This is a genomic window from Paraburkholderia caffeinilytica, from assembly GCF_046030355.1.
Lineage (GTDB): Bacteria > Pseudomonadota > Gammaproteobacteria > Burkholderiales > Burkholderiaceae > Paraburkholderia > Paraburkholderia caffeinilytica_B.
Genome location: NZ_JAQQCQ010000006.1, coordinates 82369 through 107401 on the forward strand (window position 1 = coordinate 82369; position 25033 = coordinate 107401).

Genomic DNA, 25033 nt, shown 5'->3' on the forward strand with positions numbered 1-25033 from the left:
GGGGATGCCGGCAGGCTTCGGCCGCGGCAATTGAGTTAGGAGCAGAACCGCCTGATGCAAATTGTGCCCAGTGCGCCGCGTGCCTTCGCGGCCCACAAACATGACTGGCACTTTGCGAACCCTTCAGTGGGATGGGCAAACTTCCCCCCGGAAAAAGCCGCTGGCGTGAGCGCCGGCGGCCCGATCAAGCAATTGCCGGCGTTGAGATCCAGCGCCGACCAGATCTGGCGCGCGGTGCCCAAGGGCACGGCGCGCCTTACCGCATTCATTAGCGTAAGCGCGCAGCACCTGCGTACGCCGATGAATAGCCCGCTTCGTAGCGCGCGCCCTGAGAAGCGTCCGCGGGAAGCGGGTTTTGACGAAGGGTGATGTTTGAACTGACTCTCATCTGAAAACCTGAAGGAGAAAATGATGGCAACTATCAAGAAAGCCGCAGCTAAGAAACCCGCAGCCAAGAAGGCAGCACCGGCAAAGAAGGCTGCTCCGGCGAAAAAAGTCGCTGCAAAGAAAGTCGCAGTGAAGAAGGTTGCAGCGAAGAAGGCAGCACCGGCTAAGAAGGTTGCAGCGAAGAAAGCTGCGCCGGCCAAGAAGGTTGCAGCCAAGAAAGTCGCCGTGAAGAAGGTTGCTGCGAAGAAGGCAGCGCCGGCCAAGAAGGCGGCCGTCAAGAAGGTTGCAGCCAAGAAGGTTGTAGCGAAGAAGGCAGCACCGGCGAAGAAGGCCGCAGCAAAGAAGGCGCCGGCTAAGAAGGCTGCTGCCAAGAAGGCTGCGCCTGCGAAAAAGGCTGCTGCCAAGAAAGCTGCGCCTGCGAAAAAGGCTGCCGCTAAAAAGGCTGCGCCTGCCAAGAAGGCTGCCGCGAAGAAGGCCGCTGCTCCTGCCAAGAAGGCTGCCCCTGCGAAGAAGGCTGTTGCCAAGAAGGCGGCTCCTGCACCCGCTGCGACTTCTGTCTCGAGCGCACCGGCGGCGACGGTGAAGACCGCGCTGAACCCGGCAGCGGCATGGCCGTTCCCGACGGGCAGCCGTCCGTAACGGGCAGATGAGCAGCAGAAGTACTTCGACACGTCGTACGCTGTGTCGATGATCGAGTAGCGCTTGAAGTAGCATGGCCGAGCGCTACTCGGTCAGGGTCCCGTTGCCGGGTTTCTGGCGACGGGATTTTTTTATCCGCGACGGCGCTCGCAACACGCAACACTTCTAAACCTGCAGGCGAAAAAAAACGCATGCACCATCGACAGGCGAGGGCATGCGTTTGAGGTCGTCGCGGCGGCGCGTGAAGCGCGACCGCGCGAGAGGGGAAACTTAGTGCGTGACGCGCGTGACGCCACCGCTGGAGAGCAGGCGGACGCGCTCGCCGGCGCGGAAGATCTCGCCGGTAGCGCTTTGCGTGATTGCACGCATGTCGCCGTTATCGAGTCGCACGGTGATCTCGAGGCCGTCGTGAACCGCGACGCCGTTCTCGACCGCATTGCCTGCCACCGCGCCAGCCAGGCCGCCGATGATGCCCGTTACGATCGAGCCGCGACCGCCGCCGATCGCGCTGCCGGCTACTGCGCCCAACGCCCCGCCGCCAATCGCACCCAGCCCGCTCGGCTGGCCATTGTTCGAACTGATCTTCACAGCGCGCACGCTGTCGACCGTGCCCATGCGGACCGTCTCTTCACGCTGTGCCTGCGACGCCGTGTAAACATCGGCAGAGCTGCTGTTGTACGCACACCCCGACATGGCTAGCGAACCGGCAATCAAAGTGGCGACTACCAGGCGACTCGTTATTCTCATTCCCTAACTCCAATAGCTTGCGGCATTACTGCAGGTCGTATCCGAACGCCTGCTTGAACCGTTCGTTGATCTCCGCCCGGTCGGGCGCATAGTTTTGCGGGCCCTGGTGTTCGATCTTCAGCGCGCCCATCAGGCTCGCCAGACGGCCGGTGGTCGCCCAGCCCAGCTTGTTCTCGATGCCGTACAACAAGCCGCCGCGGAACGCATCGCCACAGCCGGTAGGATCGAGTACTTGCCGTGCCTTGACCGCCGGAATCTCTTCGATGCCACCCGCGTGATGAATCTGCGCGCCGTGTTCGCCGAGCGTGATAATCAGCGCTTCGACCTTGCCGGCGATCTCTTCGATCGACCAACCCGTTTTGTTGCTCACCAGTTTGGCTTCGTAATCGTTGACAGCTACATAAGTAGCAAGTTCAATCATCCGACGTAGCGAGTCGCCGTCGAACAGCGGCAAACCCTGACCCGGATCAAAGATAAACGGCACGCCGGCCGCGGCCAGATGCTCGGAATGCTGGATCATGCCGTCGTAGCCATCAGGGGCAACGATGCCGAGCGTGATGCCTTTTGCCTCGTCGGCGCGATTCAGATGCGACTGCATCATCGCGCCCGGGTGGAAGGCGGTGATCTGGTTGTTTTCCAGGTCGGTGGTGATCATGGCCTGCGCCGAGTAGGTGTCCGGCACCACGAGCACGTTTTCCGTCGACAGGCCGAGCTGCTCGAAGCGGTCCATGTAGAGTTGCGCGTCGATCGCGCCGAGCGATCCCATGATGCGCGCGTTGCCGCCCAGCAGATGCAGCGAGTAGGCGATATTGCCCGCGCAGCCGCCGAACTCGCGGCGCATCGTCGGCACGAGGAAACTCACGTTCAGGATGTGAACCTGCTCCGGCAGGATGTGATCCCGAAAGCGGCCTTCGAAGGTCATGATGTTGTCGTAGGCGAGCGAACCGCAAATCAGCGTAGCCAAGGCGAGCGTTCCTGTAAAAATCGATGGAGATAAGGGGCGCGACGATGTGACAGCGCCGCGCATGAAGCGCGGCGCCGGGGTTCGTGCGCGAAGGTTTTACTTCAGCGCGGCGAGTGCTGCGTCGTAGTTCGGTTCGTTCTTGATTTCGCTGACCAGCTCGGCGTGCACGACTTTGTCGTTCTCGTCGACAACCACCACGGCGCGTGCCGTCAGACCCGTCAGCGGGCCGCTCGTGACGTCCACGCCGTAGGCTTGCGCGAACTCATGGCCGCGGAACGTGGATGCCGTCACCACGTTCTCGATGCCTTCGGTCGTGCAGAAGCGCGATGCGGCGAACGGCAGGTCGCCCGACACGACGATCACAGCGGTATTGCTCAGCTTGGCTGCGGCCTCGTTGAACTTGCGGGTCGACGTGGCGCAGGTCGGCGTGTCGAGGCTCGGGACGATGTTCAGCACCTTGCGCTTGCCGGCGAAGTCGGCCAGCGACACCGGCTTCAGATCTTTGCCCACCAGCGAGAAGGCGGGGGCGTTCTGGCCCACGGTCGGGAATGCACCGGCTACGTCGATCGGGTTGCCACCCAGCGTGACTTGACTCATGTTGTTGTGCTCCGAAAATTCGTCAGTAATGACGGTGAATACGCCCGGTCGTTGCCGGGCGCGCGAGGATGCGTTACGGATAAAAAATCTGTACGCGGAAATTGGACGCGACCGCATTGCCCGTGTCGAGATGCACGATCATGGTCTGGGTCGTGTGCGCCGGCAGGCCGGCTGCGATCGGCGTGCCGGGTGCGACATAGTCTTGCGGCCAGAGTACGCGGCGCACGGCGACATTGTTCTGATCGTCCAGCAACGTGAGTTCGATGGCCGGGTAGGCCAGCGCAACGTTGAAACGGTTGCGCAGCGGCATCTTCAGTTCGAGCTTGTGCGGGCCGTCGATCTGCCGCAGATCGGACGGTTCGACCTGCAAACCGTCGATGTCGTGCGGCGGCGTGATCTGGCAGCCGAGCTGCGCGCAGGCTTTCTCGTAGAGCGGTTGCGAACGTGGGAAGTAGACTTGGACGGTTTCGCGCTGCCACCAGGCGAGTTGCGCCAGCAGGGCGATAACCAGCAGCGCGGCGACCACCGAGCCGACGATGATCCAGCCGATGCGGCGCGGTTCGGCCGGGCGCGTTTCGCGTACCACCGGGAAGGGATCGACGCCGTCATGCACCGGCTGGACCGCGAAAGGTTCGCCGCTCGATCCAAATGTGGCTGGGCCTGAGCTGCCACCCGTGCCGGTTGCGCCCGAGGCGGCCGCACTCAACCCAGCCGCACCTAAGTCGGCCGCACCTAAGCCGCCCGCGCCGAAATGCGGTTCATTGTCAGGAATACCATGCAAGCTCGCCGGCTCGTTCAGAACCGGCTCGTCACCGTCAGCAAGATGTTCAGACGGACGCTCGGTCTTGTGCCAGACCCGCGGCGCGACCTCCACCTCCGGATTTCCCGCGTGAGCGAACGGTTCACGCGGGAGATCCGGAGGCGCATCCGTCTCGTAGGCGAACGGTTCGAGTGGCGCGTCCGCGAGAATCGGTTCGTGGTCGGGAGGAAGTGGCGTAGTGAAGGCGCTCGCCGGCAGTTCCGGCTCGGTCGCCTGGCGCGGCGTGAGCGCGACGCCCAAGCCGGTGGAAACCGGCGTGAACGGCAAACTGCTGGCGTTGTGGAGCAGGCGGTTGTCGATCACGGCGTCCGCCGCCGGGGCCCACGGATTCCAGGCTTCGGCGCTGAAATCGGGGTCTTTGGGACGTACACCGGACAAAGCCTCGATCGCCGCAGCCGCGGCGACCGGTTTGGCGGAGGCAAAATCCCCGCCCTCATTCAGTTCGAACAGGCTGCTCGACGCGTCGAATACTTCATGGCAATGCCCGCAACGCACGAGGCCGCGGCGCAGCGCGAGCTGCGCCGTTTGCAGGCGGAAGACGGTTTCGCAGAAGGGGCAACGCGTCGCCAGGAGCATATTGAGCCGGTAAGCCGAAAGGCTGTTGGTTGGACAATACGCCCTATTCTAATGGCTTTCGCGGCGCGTTCCCGTGAGACATACCCAACCTTCGTGTTCGCGCCATATGCCGATGTCGATCCAGCGCGAATAGACCTGCGCCACTTCGTCCGCTTGCCTCGCCAGAATGCCTGACAGCGCGATCCGGCCACCCGGCTTGACCTTCGACGACAGCATCGAGGCCATCAGCTTGAGCGGATTGGACAGGATGTTGGCGACCACGATATCGAACTCGCCGGTGGGGCATTCGTCAGGCAAGCCATAGGTGACTTCTGCCCGGTTGCGCTCGCTGTTGTGACGCGCCGATTCGACCGCTTGCGGGTCGATGTCGATGCCATACACCGGGTTGGCGCCGCACTTCTTCGCGAGGATCGCGAGGATGCCCGAGCCGCAGCCGTAGTCCAGTACCGATTGCTCCGCCTTCACCGATTGCTCCAGCCATTCCATGCACAGACGCGTGGTGGGATGGCTGCCGGTGCCGAAGGCAAGGCCCGGGTCGAGTTCCAGCACGAGGGCGTTGGGGTCCGGCGCATCGTGCCACGAGGGCACGACCCAGATGCGCTCGCCGATTGGAATCGGATCGAATTGCGATTGCGTGAGACGGACCCAATCCTGCTCTTCGACTTCACGCACGGTAAACGATGGCGCGGTTTCCAGCCCGATTTCATTGGCCGCGGCAGTGAGCAGCACCGCCGGCTCGTGTTCCGGCGCGAGCAGCGCGATCACCCGCGAATGCTGCCACGCCGAGCGATCCGGCGTGAGACCGGGCTCGCCGAACAGCGGCTGCTCGTCGGGCGTGTCGGCGTCCGCATCTTCAACCGATACGGACAACGCACCCAACTCGAGCAGCGCGTCGGAGAATTCCTCCGCGTGCTCGCGTGCCAGTTCGACGATCAGTTCCCGGTAACTCATGACTTACGCTTCTTCCGGTGCGGCCTGCTGCTTCGCGGCCAACCGGTTTTCGAGGTAGTGAATGCTGGTGCCGCCTTCGACGAACTTCGCGTCCAGCATCAGCTCGCGGTGCAGCGGGATGTTGGTCGAAATGCCTTCCACCACCATTTCCGACAAGGCAATGCGCATCCGCTTGATTGCCTGCTCGCGCGTCGCGCCGTAAGCGATCAGCTTGCCGATCATCGAATCATAGTTCGGCGGCACGAAATAGCCATTGTAGGCGTGCGAATCGACGCGGATGCCGGGGCCGCCCGGCATGTGCCACGAGGTCAAACGACCCGGCGACGGCGTGAACTTGAACGGATCTTCCGCGTTGATCCGGCATTCGATCGCATGACCCTTGAAGACGATGTCGCGCTGACGGAACGCGAGCTTCTCGCCCGCCGCGATGCGGATCTGTTCCTGCACGATGTCGACGCCCGTGATCAACTCGGTCACCGGATGCTCGACCTGCACGCGCGTGTTCATTTCGATGAAGTAGAACTCGCCGTTTTCGTACAGGAATTCGAACGTGCCCGCGCCGAGGTAGCCCATTTTCTTGCAGGCGTCCGCACAGCGGTCGCCGATGCGCTCGATCAGGCGGCGCGCGATGCCCGGCGCCGGCGCTTCTTCGATCACTTTCTGGTGACGGCGTTGCATCGAGCAATCGCGCTCGCCCAGCCAGACCGCGTTCTTGAAGGAATCGGCCAGGATCTGGATTTCGATGTGCCGCGGGTTCTCCAGGAATTTCTCCATGTAGACCTGCGGATTACCGAACGCACGGCCGGCTTCTTCGCGCGTCATATTGACCGCGTTGACTAGCGCCGCTTCGGTGTGGACCACGCGCATGCCGCGACCGCCGCCGCCGCCGGCAGCCTTGATGATCACCGGATAGCCGACCTGGCGGGCAATCTTCACGATCTCCTTCGGATCGTCCGGCAACGCGCCTTCAGAACCCGGCACGCACGGCACGCCGGTTTTGATCATGGTTTGTTTGGCGGTCACCTTGTCGCCCATCATCCGGATGGTTTCCGGGCGCGGGCCGATGAAGGTGAAGCCGGACTGCTCGACGCGTTCGGCGAAGTCGGCGTTTTCCGACAGGAAGCCGTAGCCGGGGTGGATCGCTTCGGCGTCCGTCACTTCTGCCGCGCTGATCAGCGCCGGCATGTTCAGGTAGCTCAGATTCGAAGGCGCCGGGCCGATACAGACCGCCTCGTCGGCGAGCTTCACGTACTTGGCTTCCTTGTCGGCTTCCGAATAGACGACGACCGTCTTGACGCCGAGTTCGCGGCAGGCGCGCTGGATACGAAGCGCGATCTCGCCACGATTGGCAATGAGGATTTTTTCAAACATAGCGGATTTTCGACTCATCAATAGGCGCCCGGTTGATCACAACACAGGCTGCCTCAGAGGATCGGTCGCGCGCCACGGTAAGGCAGGCGCGCGGGCGGGGCAAGCGCAAAAAGCGCAAAGCGTGCCGCGTCAGCCGACCACGAACAACGGTTGGCCGTACTCGACCGCCTGGCCGTTCTCGACGAGGATTTCCTTCACCACGCCGGACTTGTCCGACTCGATTTCGTTGAGCAGCTTCATGGCTTCGATGATGCAGATCGTCTGGCCTTCCTTGACCGTGTCGCCCACCTGGACGAACGGATCGGCGCCCGGCGACGGCGCGCGGTAGAAGGTGCCGACCATCGGCGAGGTCACCACGTGGCCTTGCGGCGCGGCGGCAGCCGGCGTAGCCGGGGCGCCCGCTGCTGCAGCCGGTGCTTCGCCGGTCGGCGCCGGCGCCGGTTGCGCATACTGCGGCGCATACGAAGCGGACGGTTGCACGTAAACCGGCGGCGCATTCTTGACGATGCGGACCTTGCCTTCGCCTTCGGTCACTTCGAGTTCGGAAATACCGGACTCCGAGACGAGGTCGATCAGAGTTTTCAGTTTACGTAGATCCATCAGGAAGCCCCTTTCAATGCGTAAAGTGCCGGCGCGTGCGCAGCCGGCGCAAATTAGACGTGTTTGGAATCAGCCGCGCGACGAACCGGCGGACAGCCGGTCGAGCGCGAATTCGAGCGCGTACATGTACCCCTTCCAGCCGAGGCCGCAAATCACGCCCTCTGCCTGGTCGGAGAAATACGAGTGATGCCGGAACGGTTCGCGGCGATGTACGTTCGACAGATGAATCTCGACGAACGGGATGCCGACCCCCGCCAGTGCGTCCCGAATGGCCACGCTGGTGTGCGTGTACGCGGCGGGATTGATCAATATGAAATCGGTTTTTTCAGTCCGGGCGGATTGGATGCGATCGACCAGCGCGCCTTCATGATTGCTCTGGAACGACGCGAGTTCGACGCCGGCGTCCGCTGCGCGGTCCGCCAGCGCCTGATCGATCTGCGGCAATGTCACGTGGCCGTATACCTCGGGTTCCCGGGTGCCGAGAAGGTTGAGGTTGGGGCCGTGCAGTACCAGCAGTCGCGTCATGGTCGCTTCTTTTTCCGTGGAATTGGGCGCACTTTAGCGCTGATTAGAGAAACTTGTCTAGTTTCCTGCGCGTTGGAAACGATCCCGGCGACCTTTCGCCGCTTCTCTGGGTGCCCATCTTCTCTCAAATCTGAACGATTTGCGCGCAATTTCGCGCCTTTTGCCTCGATTTGAACGTCAAAAGATTGTGAAATTTAGAGCGCGTCGAGCGTCTGTTTCAGCACCTGAGGGTCGATTTGGCCTAATTTTGTCGAGCGAATGTTGCCGTTTGCGTCGATTACGACGGTAAAGGGCAGCCCGCCCGCCGTATTGCCGAACGCGCGCGCGAGGTCGGCGCCGCCGAATCCTGTCACGTAGACGGGGTAGGCCACATTCACCTTCTGGAGGAACGCCTGGACATTTTTATCGGAATCCACGCCAAGTCCGACGAACTGGATCCCTTTCTTGGCATATTCGCGCTGAAGTTGCGAAAGAGCGGGCATCTCTTCAACGCACGGCCCGCACCAGGAGGCCCAGAAGTTGACGACGATTGGATGGCCTTTAAGCAAACTTAGCGATTGCGGCTTGCCTTCGACATTCGTGACGGGCGCGCTCCAAAGCTGCGCGACCGCGCTTTGCGTGGAGCCGGGTTGCTGCGCCGCGTGCGCGACATCCGGATCGCCGTTCAGCCAATGATTGGCCAGCACCCCACCGCCCGCAGCGGCGACCGCGACCAGCGCGCCTGCCAGAATCCGTCTCGTATTCATTCCAGATCTGTCTAATTAGTTGAAGAGGTGACGTTGCTGCTGTCGAGCAGCGCCTGAACTGCCTGCTGATTCGCCCGCGCCGTGCGGCCGCGGGCGTCGGCCCGAACCGCGCCGCGCAAATCGTCCGTTTCGTACAGGGCGACGTGGATGCCGGCCGGCTCCGCATCGCGCCCTTCGTCCGTGGGGCGCCACAGGAAGCTCAGGGTCTCGACGTAGCCGCGGCCGGCAAAATGCCGCGTCTCCGAAACGTCGTACTGAATGTTCGCGTTCAGAAAGTAGATCGCAACTTCTTTCGGGTTATCGCAGAACACCTGAAGGTGAATATCCGAGTGTTCGCCCGCCGTGCCGCCGAGCACCGCGCCCGTCAGATACGGATTGAACGGCGCAAGCCGCTCCATCCAGTCGATCGCGATACGGCGCAGCCGCCGTAACAGCACCGGCTGGCTGTCGCCCTGGAAGAGCGACTGGTATTCACGGATTTCTTCTTCGATCTGATCGTTATCCGGTAGCCATTCGCCGGCAACACGGCTCTCGCCGACTACCTGCCGCGCCGCTTTACGCTTGGCCGTTGCGTAGTCCAGACCGTCTTCAGCGATCATCCGGGCAGCTGCAATGGCGATTTCCTCGCGCACGCGCTGCGGATCGAAATGTGATTTGGGAACCATCTCCCAATCATACTAGAGATTGGTGACAGCCCTTTCTGGCGGGTTCGCGCCAGGTGTTTGCGTCAGCGCGGTGGGGGCTACCCGGGCGGCCCGTTCATAGGGCGATTCAGAGGCGTCGGTTACAATAGCGTCCTTTGCAGACGGTCGTTTCGGCCGCTCTTCTGCGCTCCCATCCCTCGCAAAATACGCCCGCGCGGCACGACAGGCTTATGCACATCCACATCCTCGGTATCTGCGGCACGTTCATGGGCGGACTCGCGGTCCTCGCGCGCGGCGCGGGCCACACCGTGACGGGCTGCGACGCCGGCGTCTATCCGCCAATGAGCACGCAGCTCGAGGCGCAAGGCATTCGTCTGATAGAAGGTTATGGCGCTGAGCAGTTGAACGGCCTCAACGCCGACCTGTTCGTGATCGGCAATGTGGTTTCGCGCGGCAACCCGCTGATGGAAGCGATCCTCGATCGCGGCCTGCCTTATGTGTCCGGTCCGCAGTGGCTCGGCGAGCACGTGCTGAACGGCAAGTGGGTGCTGGCGGTGGCCGGCACGCACGGCAAGACCACCACCAGTTCGATGCTGACGTGGCTGCTCGAAGACGCGGGTCTCAATCCGGGCTTCCTGATCGGCGGCGTGCCGCTGAACTTCGGCGTGTCGGCGCGGCTGACCGATTCGAGCTTCTTCGTGATCGAAGCCGACGAATACGACACGGCCTTCTTCGACAAGCGTTCCAAGTTCGTCCACTACCGGCCGAAAACCGCGATCCTGAACAATCTCGAGTTCGATCATGCCGACATTTTCCCGGATCTGGCGGCGATCGAAACGCAGTTCCATCACCTGATCCGCACGGTGCCGGGCATCGGCCGGATTGTCACGAACGGTCGTGAAGACGCGCTGGAGCGCGTGCTGACGCGTGGTTGCTGGAGCGAGGTCGAACGGTTCGGCGTGCAAGGCGGCTGGGAAACCTTGCCGGCGGAAGACGGCGTGCCGGTCGACGAACGTTTCGCGGTGTATCACAACAGTGAGCGCGTCGGCGTGGTCGATTGGCAGGTGCAGGGCGAGCACAACCGCATGAACGCGCTTGCCGCGATCGCCGCCGCGCGCCACGTCGGCGTGCCGCCGGCGCAAGCCGCGAAGTCGCTGGCGAGCTTCCGGAATGTGAAGCGTCGCATGGAGGTGCGCGGCAGCGTCGACGGCGTGACCGTCTACGACGATTTCGCCCATCACCCCACCGCGATCGAGACCACGGTGGCCGGCCTGCGCGCACGCGTCGGCCGCGACAACACGCGAATCCTGGCCGTGCTGGAGCCGCGCTCGAACACCATGAAGCTCGGCGTGATGAAAGCGCAACTGCCGGCAAGTCTGGCCGACGCCGACCTGGTGTTCGGCTACGGTGCGCCGGCCGGCCGCGACGCACTCGGCTGGAATCTCGGCGAAGCGCTCGCGCCGCTCGGCGGCAAAGCGCAGGCTTTCGACAATCTCGACGCGCTGGTCAAAGCGGTAGTCCACGCAGCGCGCCCCGGCGACCAGATTCTGGTGATGAGCAACGGCGGCTTCGGCGGCGTTCATCAGAAGCTGCTTGATGCATTGTCCGCAGCACTTTCCGCGCGAGGCGCTTCGTGATCCTTTATCTGCACGGTTTTCGCTCGTCACCTAATTCGTTCAAGGCGCGTGTGCTGGCGGCGCGTCTGGCCGAACTCGGCCGCAGCGACGAATGGTGCTGCCCGATGCTGCCGGTCTCGCCGTTCGAGACCGTGGCGCTGGCCGAATCGCTCGTGGCGGCCGCGAAGCCGAACGAGGTGACGGTGATCGGCAGTTCGCTCGGCGGCTATTTCGCCACGCATCTCGCCGAGAAGCATGGCTGGCCGGCGGTGCTGCTGAATCCCGCGGTCGTTCCGCAGCGCGACCTGAGCGCCTATCTCGGCGAGCAGCCGTTGTGGCACGGCGGCGGCAGCATTACGGTCGAACCGCATCATCTGGACGAACTGCGCGCGCTCGGCGTCGCGTCGATCACGCGGCCCGAACGCTATTATTTGATAGCCGCCACCGGCGACGAGGTGCTCGATTACCGCGAAATGCTTGCGCACTATCCGGGCGCGCGCACTACGCTGATCGAAGGGAGTGACCACGCGATCAGCGAATTCGCGCAATACGTCGACGAGGTGCTGGCCTTTTGCGACGCCGAAAACGTCGAGCCGCCCGCGCCGCGCGAAGCGGCCTGACGGTCCAGACGATCCTGCAGCGAGGCCGCTGCGGAACAACAGAATCATGCCGCCGGCGCGCGCGTATCGCGCCGCGGATCCACTACCACGAACACGTTGCCGTGCCGCGCACGCAGTGACCGATAGCTGAACCGAATCGGGCGCGCCGGCAGATGCAAGACAGAACGAGAGTATTGAGTGAACGTTTTCTTCGAGGAATCGGGCAGTTTCAAGGCGGGCAGCGTGCTGTCGCGCCAGGGCGATGCTTTTCAGGTCGAGTTGCCGGGCGGCCGGCGCGCCAAGGTGCGCGCGAAAGACGTGCTGATCGAATTCGAAAAGCCGACCGCCGGCGAGCTGATGCAACAGGCCGACGCCGCCGCGCAGGACATCGATCTGGACTTCCTGTGGGAATGCGCGCCGGATGATGAATTCCCGTTTGCCACGCTGGGCGCCGAGTATTTCGGCGAAGGGTTCGGCGCCATCGAGCGCGCGGCACTCGTGCTGCGCATGCACGGCGCGCCGGTGTACTTCCGCCGCAAGGGCCGCGGCATGTACCAGCGCGCACCGCAGGAACAGTTGAAGATGGCGCTCGCCGGGCTGGAGCGCAAGCGTCAGCAGGCGCTGGTTCAGGCCGGCTACGAAGACGAACTGAAGGCCGGCCGTCTGCCGGAAGGCTTCAGCGGCAGCAAGGCGCTGGCTTTGCTCACCCGGCCGGACAAGAACACGATCGAATACAAGGCGCTCGAAGGCGCGGCAGCGGCGCGCGGTATCTCGCAAGCGCGGCTGATGCTCGAATGCGGCGGCATTCCGTCGGCGCGCGCGCTGCATGAGGCGAAATTCCTCTCCGAGTTTTTCCCGCACGGTATCGGTTTTCCGCCGGTCACGGTCGGCGCGTTGCCGGAAGATCTGCCGGAAGCCGATGTCCAGGCATTCTCGATCGACGACATCACCACAACTGAAATCGACGATGCCTTCTCCGTCGAACATCTGGCCGACGGCCGCGTGCGGATCGGCGTGCACATCGCCGCGCCGGCGCTAGGCATTGCGCGGGGCGACGAAATCGATGCGATCGCGCGCACGCGTTTGTCCACCGTCTATATGCCGGGCGACAAGATCACGATGCTGCCCGATAGCGTCGTCGAAGCGTTCACGCTGGCTGAAGGCGGCTTGCGGCCGGCTCTGTCGCTGTATGTGATCATCAATCGCGAGACGCAGGAAATCGTGGCGAGCGAAACGCGCGCCGAGCGCGTGTTCGTGAAAAACAATCTGCGCCACAACACGCTCGACGAACTGGTCACCGAAGAGGCGCTCGCCGCCGGTACGGGCGATTATCCGCACAAGGAAGACATCGCCGTGCTGTGGCCGTTTGCGCAGGCGCTGTTCGAAAAACGTCAGACCGCGCGCGCCGGTTACGGCCTGCGCCGCGAAGTGCAGCGCAACACCGATTTCAACTTCTACGTGGAAGGCGAGCACATCACGATCACGCCGCGCCGGCGTGGTTCGCCGCTCGACACGATCGTCGCGGAACTCGCGATTCTCGCCAACTCGTCGTGGGGCGCGTTCCTGCACGACCACGGCGTGCCGGGCATCTACCGCACGCAACGCGCGTTCGGCGCGCCGACTGGCCCGAAGCGCACCCGCATGCAGACCAACGCCGCGCCGCACGAAGGCCTGGGCGTCACGCAATACGCGTGGAGCACGTCGCCGCTGCGCCGCTACGTCGACCTCGTGAACCAGTGGCAGTTGCTCGCCTGTGTGCAGCATGGCGTCACCGCGAAACTGGCCGCGCCGTTCAAGCCGAAGGACGCCGATCTGTTCGCCGTCGTGCAAGGTTTCGACGACACCTACACCGCGTACGCCGATCACCAGCGGCGCATGGAGTATTTCTGGTGCTTGCGGTGGCTGAAGCAGGAGAACCGGAAGCAGGTTGTGGCATCGGTAGTGAAGGGCGATCTCGTGCGTCTGGAAGAGATTCCGCTGCTGCTGCACGTACCGGGTCTTGGCGTGCACGCACGCGGTACGCGCTTGCAGATGGAAGTGATGTCGATCGACGAACTGACCGTCGAAGCGTCCGTGCGCCTGCTGCATGTGCTCGACGCGCCCACCGTGACGAGCGGCGCCGAAGCCGAAGAAGCCGACGAGGGTGAAGAGGAAATCATCGACGTGGCAGAGGAAAGCGCCGAAGGCGAAGCCGAGGCGCAAGCGGAAGCCGACCTCGATGGCGGTGCGGCTGAACAGGGTGATGCCGAAAACGGCACCAGCGCCAGTGATGCGGCAGTCGATCAGCAGCATGTCGCGGAGCCGGGACGATGAGCGTGAATGACTCACGTGACCGTTACGCGGTCATCGGCAACCCGGTCGGCCATAGCAAATCGCCGTTCATTCATGGCCGCTTTGCCGCGCAGACCGGCGAGCCGATCGAGTACGGTCACTTGCTCGCGCCGGTGGACGCTTTTGTCCCGCACGTGCGCGCTTTTATCGAAGCGGGCGGCCGAGGGATGAACGTCACCGTGCCGTTCAAGCTCGAGGCGCACGCGTTCGCTAACACCCTGTCGCCGCGTGCGGCGGCAGCGGGCGCAGTGAATACGCTGCGATTCGATGCGAGCGGTGTCTACGGCGACAACACGGACGGCTTCGGCCTCGTGCGCGACATCGAAGTGAATCTCGGTGTGGCCTTGAAGGGCGCGCGGATTTTGCTGCTCGGGGCGGGCGGTGCGGCACGCGGTGTCGTGCTGCCGATGCTGGACCGCGCGCCGCATACGCTCACGATCGTCAACCGCACGGCGGCGAAGGCCGAAGCGCTGGTCGACCAGTTCGCACAAGCCGCGCACGACGCCGCTTGCCGTTTGACCGGCGGCAGCGCGCGAGCGATCGAAGCGGGCGCGTACGACGTGATCGTCAACGCGACGGCGGGCAGTCTGGACGCTTCGTTGCCGGAGTGCGACGACCGCGCGTTCGGCAGCGGCACGCTGGCCTACGACATGATGTACGGCGCGCATCCGACGGTGTTCATGGAACACGCGCGGAAGCTGGGCGCACGCGGCGCCGACGGTCTCGGCATGCTGGTCGAGCAGGCGGCCGAGTCGTTTTACGTGTGGCGTGGCGTGCGGCCCGACGGCGCGCCGGTACTGGCCGAATTGCGCGCATTGTTGACGGCGCCGTCGCACGCCTAGGCCGCTGTTTTACTTTCCGGAACACGTCTTACCGATTCGAGGACTCGAGGCACGATGACAGCAACGCGGCGCGCGAGCCGGCCAGGCCCGGTGCGATGGATGTTTTATCTGGGCGCCGTGGTGGCGATTGCGTGGCTTGCGACGCAGGCGTTTTACTTCGCGCAGATCGCGGTGTGGAATTACGTGAATCCCACGTCCACGGCTTTCATGCGGTCGGACGCGTGGCGCCTGTCTGAGGATCGGCCTGATCTTTCGGTGCAACACACGTGGGTGCCGTACGAACAGATTTCGCACAATCTGAAGCGCGCGATTATTGCTTCAGAAGACGCGAACTTCGTGAATAACAACGGCTACGAGACCGACGCCATTTTGCAGGCGTGGGAGAGGAACAAAGCCAAGGGCAAGATCGTTCGCGGTGGCTCGACGATTACGCAGCAGCTGGCGCGGAATCTTTTTCTATCCCGTGAGAAGAGCTATATCCGCAAAGGGCAGGAGCTGATCATTACCTGGATGCTCGAAACCTTGATGGATAAGCAGCGGATCTTTGAGATTTATCTCAACTCCGTTGAGTGGGGCAATGGCGTTTATGGCGTCGAGGCGGCTGCGCATTATTACTACAAGACTTCCGCTGCCAAATTGACTGTGGGACAGTCGGCCCGCCTGGCTGTGATGCTGCCGCAGCCTAAGTATTTTGATGAGCACAGGGGCTCAGGGTATCTGGCGCAGCGGTCGCGCGTGATTGCGCGGAGGATGGGGGCGGCGGAATTGCCGGATTAAGGGTTGGTTTTTGCCTGTTCGGCGTTTGTTTGTCTGGTTGCCTAAGGCGTTGGGGTTTGGCTGGTTTGGTTGTCTGCTCGACGCTTTTTTGTCTGGTTGCCTATGGCGTTTGGGCTTTGCCTGGTCTGGGTTCTTTGGGCGTTGGCCTTTCCTTGTTTTCTTAGTGGTCTATTAGCGTTCGCCCCTGTGCGGGGCAGGCACCTACTTTCTTTGCCGCCGCAAAGAAAGTAGGCAAAGAAAGCGGCTCACACCGCTAATTCTTAAGCGGGTCCCCCGCACAGCGATGGTAGTGGTGCATCTGGAATCTGTGTTTTCGCACATTCCGCGCTGGTGACAAGGGCGTCATACTTCCAGCGGCGCTGCGCGCGCCGACACGCAACGCCTGGAACCATCTGTTTGTTTTCGCACGTGGGCTTTACCCGACGCCGCAGTTCATCGTTGTATTCCCACCGTTTATCCAATGCGCTAGTGCCTCATTCGAAGTGCGAATTAACGCCTGCGTGTGCTCCTGCGACTTGTCGGTTACACGGCGCGCCGGGCAGTACTTCCGGACAGATATTTTTTGAGCGCCTCGCCGACCTGAAACCGGCATTTCTCACGGGACTCCGCTGAAGCCCCCGGATTCCCAAGTAGCCCGTCCTCGTCAGGATGCCGCCGATGGCTCTCACAGCCCTCAAACGAAGCATGCCGTTTCCGAGACGGACCCGTCCGTAGCGGGGCAACACCGATGGTCCCCACCGCACTCAAACGAAACCGCTGATCTTCCCCGTAGCCAAACGAAACCGCTGATCTTCCCCGTAGCCAAACGAAACCGCTGTTCCTCACCGTAGCCAAACAAAACCGCTGGTTTCCCATGCAGACCCATCCGCGACGCACGCAGTGCGGAGTGGGAGCGGATGAGCCCTTTGTCACTGGTGCCGAGTGCGCGAGGGCACGGATTCCAGATGCACCACTACCATCGCTGTGCGGGGGACCCGCTTAAGAATTAGCGGTGTGAGCCGCTTTCTTTGCCTACTTTCTTTGCGGCGGCAAAGAAAGTAGGTGCCTGCCCCGCACAGGGGCGAACGCTAATAGACCACTAAGAAAACAAGGAAAGGCCAACGCCCAAAGAACCCAGACCAGGCAAAGCCCAAACGCCATAGGCAACCAGACAAGAACGCGCCACCTAGGCAAACAGATCGTGGAAAGGCCACCACCGTAGGCGACCAAATAAACAAGCGCCGACCAGGCAAACAAATCAAGGAAAGGCCACCGCCATAGGCAAACAACCTACGCAGACGCACCCCACCAGAGAAAAAGACCCAGCCAGAAACCACCCCTTACGGCAATCAGAAGCAGCAGCCACAGCCGTACCCCAAGCCCACGGCAACAAAAAAATCCCAACATATGAGTGCAACACTCACATATTGGAGCTTTCTCAAAAACCATCCTACAATCCAACCCAACACGCACCGTGAGCCGAAAAAACCGGCCGCGGCCAGCGACAGCAAGAAAAAAACCGGAGACAAGCCAAACCATGCCCAAGACCCAAAGGCAGCAACCGCATGCCCGCGCCAGTGACAACAAGCACTGTGCCGCAGGCAAAACAGGCCTCCTCTCCGGCCCCGCGCTGTAAGCGCAAAAAACTACCCGAAAGCGAATCGCCATGAACAAAGCGATGCCCACTCACGTCGTAAGCGAGTCTGATGCCGATCTGGCTGCGCAGGCCGATCACGCTTCCAGCGCCGCGCCGCGACCGGCCGCCAACGCTGCGAAAGTTTCACGCGCCGGCGCCCAGCATCCGCCGGTGGTCGATGAAATCGCATTGCCGAGCACCTTGCTCGACATCACGCCGCAGCAAGCCGGCACGCAAACGCTGCTGCGCGGCCTGGCGATTCTGGAAGCCGCCGCCGCCGGTGTGCGCGATCTGCGTACCTTCGGCGCCGCGCTCGGCACGACCCGAAGCACCACGCACCGGCTGGTGAGCAGCCTTGTGCAGGCGCGCTATCTGCGGCAGGTGCAAGGTGGCTATCTGCTCGGCCCGAAGCTGATCGAACTCGGCACGATCGCGCTCGAACAGATGCCGCTCACGGCCGTAGCCCGTCAGCATCTCGAATCGCTCGCCGAACAAACGCTCGATACGATTCACCTCGGCGTGCGCGATGGCGACGACGTGCTGTACATCGACAAGATCCCCGGAACCCGTGGCCTCGAAATGCGCTCGCGCGTCGGTCACCGGATGCCGCTGGCGTCGACGGGAATCGGCAAAGCCATGATGCTCGACCTCACGCCGGACGTCTGGCAGTCGCTCTTCGAAGCATCGCGGCGCGCGCTTGCCGGCGTCAGTTTCAAGCCGGATAACCGTCCCGATGCGCAGACTTTCATGCAGCGCATGACCAATTACGCCGCAGGTGGCTACACCTTCGACCTCGAAGAAAACGAAGCGTCGATCCGTTGCGTCGCGGCGCCGGTGCGCGATGCGTCGGGTGCGGTGGTGGCGGCGCTGTCGGTGGCGAGCACGATTCCGTATATGTCGCTCGAACGCATGGACGAGCTGATTCCCGTCGTGCAGCGCGAAGCGCGCGCGATCTCGGAAGAACTCGGCTGGCGCGCCCCGCAACCGGCAACCCGCAGGATCAAGCGATGAAGCAAGCGGGTTCCCACACGCAGGCGGTCAATCCGGTGCAAGACCTCGCCGCAGCCGCCGATGCCAACCTCCAGCACGCCGCGCTCATCGCGCTCGACTGGGGCACGACGTCGCTGCGCGCCTATCTGTACGACGCGGCCGGCGAAGTGCTGGCGACGCGGGCATCGACGGCCGGCATCATGAATTTGCCGCATAGCGCCGAGCAAGGCGGCTTCGACGCCGCCTTCGACGACGCGTGCGGCGCCTGGCTCGAACAGGCGCCCGATGTGGCGGTGATCGCAGCCGGTATGGTCGGCAGCGCGCAAGGCTGGGTCGAAGCGCCGTATGTCGACGCGCCGGCGAATGCCGATGCGCTGGTGGCCGGCATCATTCGCGTGAAAACGGCGTGCGGTGTGACGCTGCACATCGTGCCGGGCGTCCTGCAACGTGGCGAGTTGCCTAATGTGATGCGCGGCGAAGAAACTCAAATCTTCGGCGCACTCGGTCAGGACACGGGCAGCGCGGACAGCGACAGGCGCGCACTGATCGGCTTGCCCGGCACGCACGCGAAGTGGGCCGTCGTGCACGCGGGTCGCATCGAACGTTTTCATACCTTCATGACCGGTGAGGTGTTCGCCGCATTGCGCGAGCACACCATCCTCGGCCGCACGATGGTGACGCCGGATCGTCCGGATAACGATGCATTCCGGCATGGCGTGAAAATCGCCCGCGACAAGGGGCAGGCGGGAATGCTGGCCACGGTATTCAGCGCCCGCACGCTCGGTCTCACGGGACAACTTTCCCGCGAACAGCAGCCGGACTACTTGTCGGGCCTGCTGATCGGGCACGAACTGGCTGGCCTCGAGGCCGTGCTGATGCAACAGCAAAACTCGCTCGCCGGGCAGCACTTGCGCCTGATCGGCAATGAAGCGCTGTGCGAACGCTATCGCGTGGCGCTCGCGCAATTCGGCTGCACGCACGCGGAACTGGTCAAGCACGCCACCGAGCGCGGTTTGTGGCGCGTCGCCACCCAGGCAGGGCTCGTCAATCCGACGGCTCAGGCAGCACACGCCGGCTAGGCGGCAGCGCCGCCGCTCACGAAACAAGGAATCGAGATGCAACCTCACATCAATCTGCCCGCCCCGTACTTGCCGCACGCGGGTCTGATCGCGGCGTTCGAGGTCTGTCCGCTGATCGCGATCATGCGCGGCGTGACGCCCGCCGATGCCGCCGAACACGGTCAGGCGCTGTACGAAGCGGGCTTTCGCATCGTCGAAGTGCCGTTGAATTCGCCGCAGCCGTTCGACAGCATTGCGGCGATCCGCAAGGTGTTGCCGGCCGATGCGATCGTCGGTGCCGGCACGGTGCTGCATCCGGGTTTCGTCAATGACGTGAAGTCGGCGGGTGGCGAGTTGATCGTGATGCCGCACAGCGATCCGGAGGTCGTCGGCGCCGCGAAAGCGCAAGGCATGGCCTGCGCGCCGGGCGTGGCGACGCCGAACGAAGCCTTTATCGCGCTGAAAAATGGCGCGGATGTGCTGAAGATGTTCCCGGCCGAACAACTCGGCTGCCAGGTCGTGAAGGCATGGCGCGCGGTCATCGCGGTGGAAGTGCCGCTGGTGCCGGTCGGCGGAATCACGCCGGACAACATGGGGCCGTTTCTGAGTGCCGGCGCGAACGGTTTCGGTCTCGGCTCGGCGCTCTACAAACCGGGGCAGAGCGTGGCGACGACGGCTTTGCATGCGAAGGCGTTCATCAACGGTTTGCGCATCGCGCGGGCGGGCGCGAAGAAATGAAGCGGCTTGCCGACAAAGTCACCTTGATCACCGGCGCCGGGCGCGGCATCGGCGCGGCGATCGCGCTCGCGTTTGCGCGTGAGGGCGCGGCGGTCGTGCTGGCTGAACTCGATATTGACACGGCGCGCCAGACGGCGGAGCAGATCAGCGCGCAAACCGGCGCACGCGTGCTGGCGGTGCAGACGGATGTGACGCAATCGGCCTCGGTGCAGCACGCCGTGAGCGAGGCCGAACAGGCGTTCGGCGCACTCGACGTGCTGGTCAACAACGCCGGCATCAACGTGTTCTGCGACCCGCTGACGATGACCGACGACGACTGGCGCCGTTGCTTCGCGGTCGATCTCGACGGGGTCTGGAACGGGTGTCGCGCGGTGTTGCCGGGCATGGTCGAACGCGGCGCGGGCAGCATTGTGAATATCGCATCGACGCATGCGTTCAAGATCATTCCGGGATGTTTTCCGTATCCGGTCGCGAAGCATGGCGTGCTCGGTCTGACGCGTGCACTCGGCATCGAGTACGCGCCGCGCAACGTGCGGGTCAATGCGATCGCGCCGGGATACGTCGAAACGCAATTGACGCACGACTGGTGGAACGAACAAGCCGATCCGGCCGCCGCGAAGCAGGCGACGCTCGATCTGCAGCCGATGAAACGCATCGGCCGCCCGGAAGAAGTTGCGATGACGGCGGTATTTCTTGCTTCGGACGAAGCGCCGTTTATCAACGCCACTTGCATCACCGTGGATGGCGGTCGCTCGGCGCTGTATCACGACTGAGGCTGGTAGACCGATACGCAAGAAGACGCAGGACGAGCAGCAAGGACCAGCAGCAAGGGCCAGCAGCAAAGATCATCAGCAGGAACGGGCATCAGGAACAAGCATCAGGAACAGGCAATAACCGGCACCAAAGTTTCACCGGACGACGCGCTGGCCGCGTGTGTCACACCCGGTACAAGAAGACGCGGCCGATACCTTCCCGTTATCAATTAGTCAGGAGACACGCATCATGAAACGAAGAATTTTCCTCACGCTGGCAGCAGCGGCGACGGGTGTGCTCTTCAACGCACCGGTCGCACACGCCGCCGATCCGGTCAAGATTGGCTTCCTCGTGAAGCAGCCGGAAGAACCGTGGTTCCAGGACGAATGGAAGTTCGCCGAGATCGCCGCCAAGGAGAAGGGCTTCACGCTGGTGAAGATCGGCGCGCCGTCGGGCGAGAAGGTGATGAGCGCAATCGACAATCTGTCGGCGCAAAAAGCGCAAGGCTTTGTGATCTGCACGCCTGACGTCAAGCTCGGACCGGGCATCGTCGCCAAGGCGAAGGCCGATGGCCTGAAGATGATGACGGTCGACGACCGTCTGGTTGACGGCGCGGGCAAACCGATCGCTTCGGTGCCGCATATGGGCATCTCGGCATACAACATCGGCAAGCAGGTCGGCGACGGGCTGGCTGCGGAAATCAAGAAGCGCGGCTGGGACATGAAGGACGTCGGCGCAATCGACGTGACCTACAACCAGTTGCCCACCGCGGTTGACCGCACCAGCGGTGCAACCGACGCGCTGGTAGCCGCCGGCTTCCCGAAGGCCAACGTGATCGCCGCGCCGCAAGCGAAGACGGACACGGAAAACGCCTTCAACGCCGCCAACATCGCGCTGACGAAAAACCCGCAGTTCAAGCACTGGGTGGCGTACGCGCTGAACGACGAAGGCGTGCTCGGCGCGGTACGCGCAGCGGAAGGCCGCGGCTTCAAGGCGGACAACATGATCGGTATCGGTATCGGCGGTTCGGACTCGGCATTGAACGAGTTCAAGAAGCCGTCGCCGACCGGCTTCTACGGCACGGTCATCATCAGCCCGAAGCGTCACGGCGAAGAAACCTCGACGCTGATGTACGACTGGATCACGCAAGGCAAGGAACCGCCGATGCTCACGCTGACGACCGGCATGCTGGCCACGCGTGACAACGTCGCCGACGTGCGCCAGAAGATGGGCCTCGCGGCAAATTGAGCGGCTGTAGCGTAGTCAGATGAAGTGAATTGCCGGTGCGTCGTTTCTCCAAGGATTGGGCGCGCCGGCATCAGCAATACAAGATGAGTAGTTGAGACAGACCACGCTTGGTGTCCATGAGGCACTGAAAGAAGCACGGTTCACACGAAGCAGCAACTAAATTGTATGGGGCCGGAGTAAGCGCTGAAGCACTCGCTCTGGTCGACAACTTTGTATGGGACGGGAGTACGCGCTAAAGCGCTAACTCCCGCCGACATAGGAGGCGAAGTGTCAGCGACGCTACGTTTTGACAATATCGGCAAGGTCTTTCCAGGCGTGCGCGCGCTCGACGGTGTGTCCTTCGACGTCAACGTCGGCCAGGTGCACGGCCTGATGGGCGAAAACGGCGCCGGGAAATCGACCCTGCTGAAGATTCTCGGCGGTGAATACCAGCCCGATTCGGGCCGGGTGATGATCGACGGCAATGAGGTGCGCTTCACGAGCGCGGCGTCGTCGATCGCAGCGGGGATCGCGGTGATCCACCAGGAACTGCAATACGTGCCCGATCTGACGGTCGCGGAAAACCTGCTGCTCGGCCAGCTGCCAAACTCGCTCGGCTGGGTCAACAAGCGCGAAGCCAAGCGTTTCGTGCGTGAACGCCTCGAAGCGATGGGCGTGGCGCTCGATCCGAATGCGAAGCTGAGGAAACTTTCGATCGCGCAACGGCAGATGGTCGAAATCTGCAAGGCGCTCCTGCGTAACGCACGCGTGATCGCACTGGATGAGCCGACCAGCTCGCTGTCGCATCGCGAAACCGAAGTGCTGTTCAAGCTGGTGCGCGATCTGCGTGCGGACAACCGCGCGATGATCTATATCTCGCACCGCATGGACGAAATCTACGAGCTGTGCGACGCCTGCACGATCTTCCGCGACGGCCGCAAGATCGCCTCGCATCCGACGCTCGAAGGCGTGTCGCGCGACACCATCGTGAGCGAAATGGTCGGGCGTGAAATCGCCGACATTTACAACTACTCGGCACGGCCGCTCGGCGAAGTGCGCTTCGCGGCGAAAGCGATCGAAGGGCATGCGCTCGCGCAGCCGGCCAGCTTCGAAGTGCGGCGCGGCGAGATTGTCGGCTTCTTCGGTCTGGTGGGCGCGGGGCGCAGCGAACTGATGCATCTGGTGTACGGCGCCGATCACAAGAAGGGCGGCGAAATCGTGCTCGATGGCAAGCCGATCAAGGTGCGCAGCGCAGGCGAGGCGATCAGGCACGGCATCGTGCTGTGTCCGGAAGACCGCAAGGAAGAGGGCATCGTCGCAATGGCGACCGTGTCGGAGAACATCAATATCAGCTGCCGCCGGCACTATCTGCGCGCCGGGATGTTTCTCGACCGCAAGAAGGAAGCGGACACCGCCGACCGTTTTATCAAGCTGCTGAAGATCAAAACGCCGAGCCGCCGTCAGAAGATCCGTTTCCTGTCGGGCGGCAACCAGCAGAAGGCGATTCTGTCGCGCTGGCTGGCCGAGCCCGATCTGAAGGTCGTGATTCTCGACGAACCGACGCGCGGGATCGACGTCGGCGCGAAGCATGAGATCTATAACGTGATTTATCAGCTGGCCGAACGCGGTTGCGCGATCGTGATGATTTCGTCGGAATTGCCGGAGGTGCTCGGCGTGTCCGACCGGATCGTCGTCATGCGCCAGGGACGGATTTCCGGCGAGCTGGCGCGTAAGGACGCAACGGAACAATCCGTGCTGGGCCTCGCGTTGCCGCAAAGCTCGACCGCGCTGCCCGAAAGCGGAACCGCAGCCAACCGGCAGGCGGCCTGAACATTATCTGGACGAAAGTCCGGCAACCCGTGGGGAACGGGAGGAGTCTTCAACATGCAAGCCAGAGAAAACCTCGCGCAACAGGCCGCCAAAGGCGCGGCCGATGCGCTGATTCCGCAAGGCAACGACAAGGCGAAATGGTGGCAGCAAATCACCGAGTACAGCCTGATTCTGATCTTCGTGGTGATGTTCGTCACCATGTCGCTGACGGTCGACCATTTCTTCTCGATCGAGAACATGCTCGGTCTCGCGCTGTCGATTTCGCAGATCGGCATGGTCGCGTGCACGATGATGTTCTGTCTGGCCTCGCGCGATTTCGACTTGTCGGTGGGTTCGACGGTCGCGTTCGCCGGTGTGCTGTGCGCGATGGTGCTCAACGCCACGGGTAATACGTTCATCGCGATCATTGCCGCGGTGGCGGCGGGTGCGGTGATCGGCTTCGTCAATGGCGCGGTGATTGCCTATCTGCGCATCAATGCGCTGATCACGACGCTCGCGACGATGGAAATTGTCCGCGGTCTCGGCTTTATCGTCTCGCACGGGCAGGCGGTCGGTGTGTCGTCGGATACGTTTATCGCGCTGGGCGGTTTGAGCTTCTTCGGCGTGTCGTTGCCGATCTGGGTCACGCTGCTGTGCTTCATCGTGTTCGGCGTGATGCTCAATCAGACCGTGTACGGCCGGAATACGCTGGCGATCGGCGGCAATCCGGAAGCCTCGCGGCTTGCCGGTATCAATGTCGAACGCACACGCGTCTATATTTTCCTGATTCAGGGCGCCGTCACTGCGCTGGCCGGTGTGATTCTGGCTTCGCGCATTACCTCGGGTCAGCCGAACGCGGCGGAAGGCTTCGAGCTGAACGTGATTTCGGCGTGCGTGCTGGGCGGCGTGTCGCTGCTCGGCGGTCGCGCAACGATCTCCGGTGTCGTGATCGGCGTGCTGATCATGGGAACGGTCGAGAACGTGATGAATCTGATGAACATCGACGCGTTCTATCAGTACCTCGTGCGTGGCGCGATTCTGCTCGCCGCTGTGCTGCTCGACCAGTTGAAGAACCGCGGTTCGCGCGACTAAATCCGCGGCTGATCTCGCG

The 25033-nt window shown here is 62.8% G+C and carries 24 protein-coding genes; 14 read left to right on the forward strand and 10 right to left on the reverse strand.

All coding sequences use genetic code 11. The annotated features are described in order from the left end of the window. Positions 1-54 precede the first annotated feature (54 nt). Positions 55-369 carry a hypothetical protein gene (locus PQQ95_RS11610; protein WP_408437536.1) on the forward strand — a complete coding sequence of 105 codons (315 nt, stop codon included), beginning with the start codon at positions 55-57 and terminating at the stop codon, positions 367-369. Positions 370-411: 42 nt separating this feature from the next. Further along, positions 412-1026, forward strand: a complete 615-nt coding sequence (locus tag PQQ95_RS11615) for a histone H1-like DNA-binding protein (protein WP_408437759.1) — start codon at positions 412-414, stop codon at positions 1024-1026. A gap of 270 nt (positions 1027-1296) precedes the next feature. Here PQQ95_RS11615 and PQQ95_RS11620 read toward each other — a convergent pair whose 3' ends face one another. The 10 genes from PQQ95_RS11620 to PQQ95_RS11665 form a co-directional block, all read right to left on the reverse strand. After that, complete coding sequence (locus PQQ95_RS11620; RefSeq protein ID WP_408437537.1) at positions 1297-1773, reverse strand: outer membrane lipoprotein; 477 nt, start codon at positions 1771-1773, stop codon at positions 1297-1299. A gap of 25 nt (positions 1774-1798) precedes the next feature. Next, on the reverse strand, positions 1799-2737 hold the full coding sequence (locus tag PQQ95_RS11625; protein ID WP_408437538.1) for a carbohydrate kinase family protein: 939 nt from the start codon (positions 2735-2737) through the stop codon (positions 1799-1801). 96 nt (positions 2738-2833) lie between these two features. Next, positions 2834-3334 (reverse strand): thiol peroxidase, encoded by a 501-nt coding sequence (gene tpx, locus PQQ95_RS11630; protein ID WP_408437539.1) that lies wholly within the window; start codon positions 3332-3334, stop codon positions 2834-2836. Between the two features lie 73 nt (positions 3335-3407). Then, complete coding sequence (locus tag PQQ95_RS11635; RefSeq protein WP_408437540.1) at positions 3408-4730, reverse strand: zinc-ribbon and DUF3426 domain-containing protein; 1323 nt, start codon at positions 4728-4730, stop codon at positions 3408-3410. Positions 4731-4778: 48 nt separating this feature from the next. Further along, a complete protein-coding gene (gene prmA / locus PQQ95_RS11640; protein ID WP_408437541.1) occupies positions 4779-5681 on the reverse strand; it encodes a 50S ribosomal protein L11 methyltransferase in 903 nt (300 codons plus the stop codon). Between the two features lie 3 nt (positions 5682-5684). Further along, on the reverse strand, positions 5685-7052 hold the full coding sequence (gene accC / locus PQQ95_RS11645; protein ID WP_408437542.1) for an acetyl-CoA carboxylase biotin carboxylase subunit: 1368 nt from the start codon (positions 7050-7052) through the stop codon (positions 5685-5687). A 129-nt stretch (positions 7053-7181) separates the two neighbouring features. Further along, on the reverse strand, positions 7182-7652 hold the full coding sequence (gene accB / locus PQQ95_RS11650; protein WP_408437543.1) for an acetyl-CoA carboxylase biotin carboxyl carrier protein: 471 nt from the start codon (positions 7650-7652) through the stop codon (positions 7182-7184). 69 nt (positions 7653-7721) lie between these two features. Next, positions 7722-8177: a type II 3-dehydroquinate dehydratase gene (gene aroQ / locus PQQ95_RS11655; protein WP_408437544.1), complete on the reverse strand. Its 456-nt coding sequence runs from the start codon at positions 8175-8177 to the stop codon at positions 7722-7724. A 194-nt stretch (positions 8178-8371) separates the two neighbouring features. Then, a complete protein-coding gene (locus PQQ95_RS11660; RefSeq protein WP_408437545.1) occupies positions 8372-8923 on the reverse strand; it encodes a TlpA family protein disulfide reductase in 552 nt (183 codons plus the stop codon). Positions 8924-8934: 11 nt separating this feature from the next. After that, entirely contained in the window at positions 8935-9588 is a 654-nt protein-coding gene (locus tag PQQ95_RS11665) for a UDP-N-acetylmuramate--alanine ligase (RefSeq protein WP_408437546.1), read from the reverse strand. Between the two features lie 209 nt (positions 9589-9797). Here PQQ95_RS11665 and mpl point away from each other — a divergent pair, with 209 nt between their 5' ends. The 12 genes from mpl (at position 9798) to araH (ending at position 25014) form a co-directional block, all read left to right on the forward strand. Beyond that, a complete protein-coding gene (mpl, locus tag PQQ95_RS11670) occupies positions 9798-11204 on the forward strand; it encodes a UDP-N-acetylmuramate:L-alanyl-gamma-D-glutamyl-meso-diaminopimelate ligase (RefSeq protein ID WP_408437547.1) in 1407 nt (468 codons plus the stop codon). Continuing rightward, on the forward strand, positions 11201-11803 hold the full coding sequence (locus tag PQQ95_RS11675) for a YqiA/YcfP family alpha/beta fold hydrolase (RefSeq protein WP_408437548.1): 603 nt from the start codon (positions 11201-11203) through the stop codon (positions 11801-11803). The genes mpl and PQQ95_RS11675 overlap by 4 nt, the downstream gene beginning before the upstream one ends. A 177-nt stretch (positions 11804-11980) precedes the next feature. Further along, positions 11981-14095 carry a ribonuclease catalytic domain-containing protein gene (locus PQQ95_RS11680; protein WP_408437549.1) on the forward strand — a complete coding sequence of 705 codons (2115 nt, stop codon included), beginning with the start codon at positions 11981-11983 and terminating at the stop codon, positions 14093-14095. Then, entirely contained in the window at positions 14092-14955 is an 864-nt protein-coding gene (gene aroE / locus PQQ95_RS11685; protein ID WP_408437550.1) for a shikimate dehydrogenase, read from the forward strand. The genes PQQ95_RS11680 and aroE overlap by 4 nt, the downstream gene beginning before the upstream one ends. A gap of 54 nt (positions 14956-15009) precedes the next feature. Beyond that, complete coding sequence (mtgA, locus tag PQQ95_RS11690; RefSeq protein WP_408437551.1) at positions 15010-15732, forward strand: monofunctional biosynthetic peptidoglycan transglycosylase; 723 nt, start codon at positions 15010-15012, stop codon at positions 15730-15732. A gap of 1645 nt (positions 15733-17377) precedes the next feature. Next, positions 17378-18358 carry an IclR family transcriptional regulator gene (locus PQQ95_RS11695; RefSeq protein ID WP_408437552.1) on the forward strand — a complete coding sequence of 327 codons (981 nt, stop codon included), beginning with the start codon at positions 17378-17380 and terminating at the stop codon, positions 18356-18358. After that, complete coding sequence (locus PQQ95_RS11700) at positions 18355-19416, forward strand: 2-dehydro-3-deoxygalactonokinase (protein ID WP_408437553.1); 1062 nt, start codon at positions 18355-18357, stop codon at positions 19414-19416. Before PQQ95_RS11695 ends, PQQ95_RS11700 begins: the two co-directional genes overlap by 4 nt. A 36-nt stretch (positions 19417-19452) precedes the next feature. Next, positions 19453-20133, forward strand: a complete 681-nt coding sequence (locus tag PQQ95_RS11705) for a 2-dehydro-3-deoxy-6-phosphogalactonate aldolase (RefSeq protein ID WP_408437554.1) — start codon at positions 19453-19455, stop codon at positions 20131-20133. Then, on the forward strand, positions 20130-20906 hold the full coding sequence (locus tag PQQ95_RS11710) for an SDR family oxidoreductase (RefSeq protein WP_408437555.1): 777 nt from the start codon (positions 20130-20132) through the stop codon (positions 20904-20906). Before PQQ95_RS11705 ends, PQQ95_RS11710 begins: the two co-directional genes overlap by 4 nt. Before the next feature lie 229 nt (positions 20907-21135). Beyond that, a complete protein-coding gene (locus PQQ95_RS11715) occupies positions 21136-22134 on the forward strand; it encodes an arabinose ABC transporter substrate-binding protein (RefSeq protein WP_408437556.1) in 999 nt (332 codons plus the stop codon). Between the two features lie 267 nt (positions 22135-22401). Beyond that, complete coding sequence (gene araG / locus PQQ95_RS11720; RefSeq protein WP_408437557.1) at positions 22402-23943, forward strand: L-arabinose ABC transporter ATP-binding protein AraG; 1542 nt, start codon at positions 22402-22404, stop codon at positions 23941-23943. Between the two features lie 54 nt (positions 23944-23997). Continuing rightward, positions 23998-25014, forward strand: coding sequence for an L-arabinose ABC transporter permease AraH (gene araH / locus PQQ95_RS11725; RefSeq protein WP_408437558.1), 1017 nt, complete (start codon positions 23998-24000; stop codon positions 25012-25014). Positions 25015-25033: the final 19 nt, after the last annotated feature.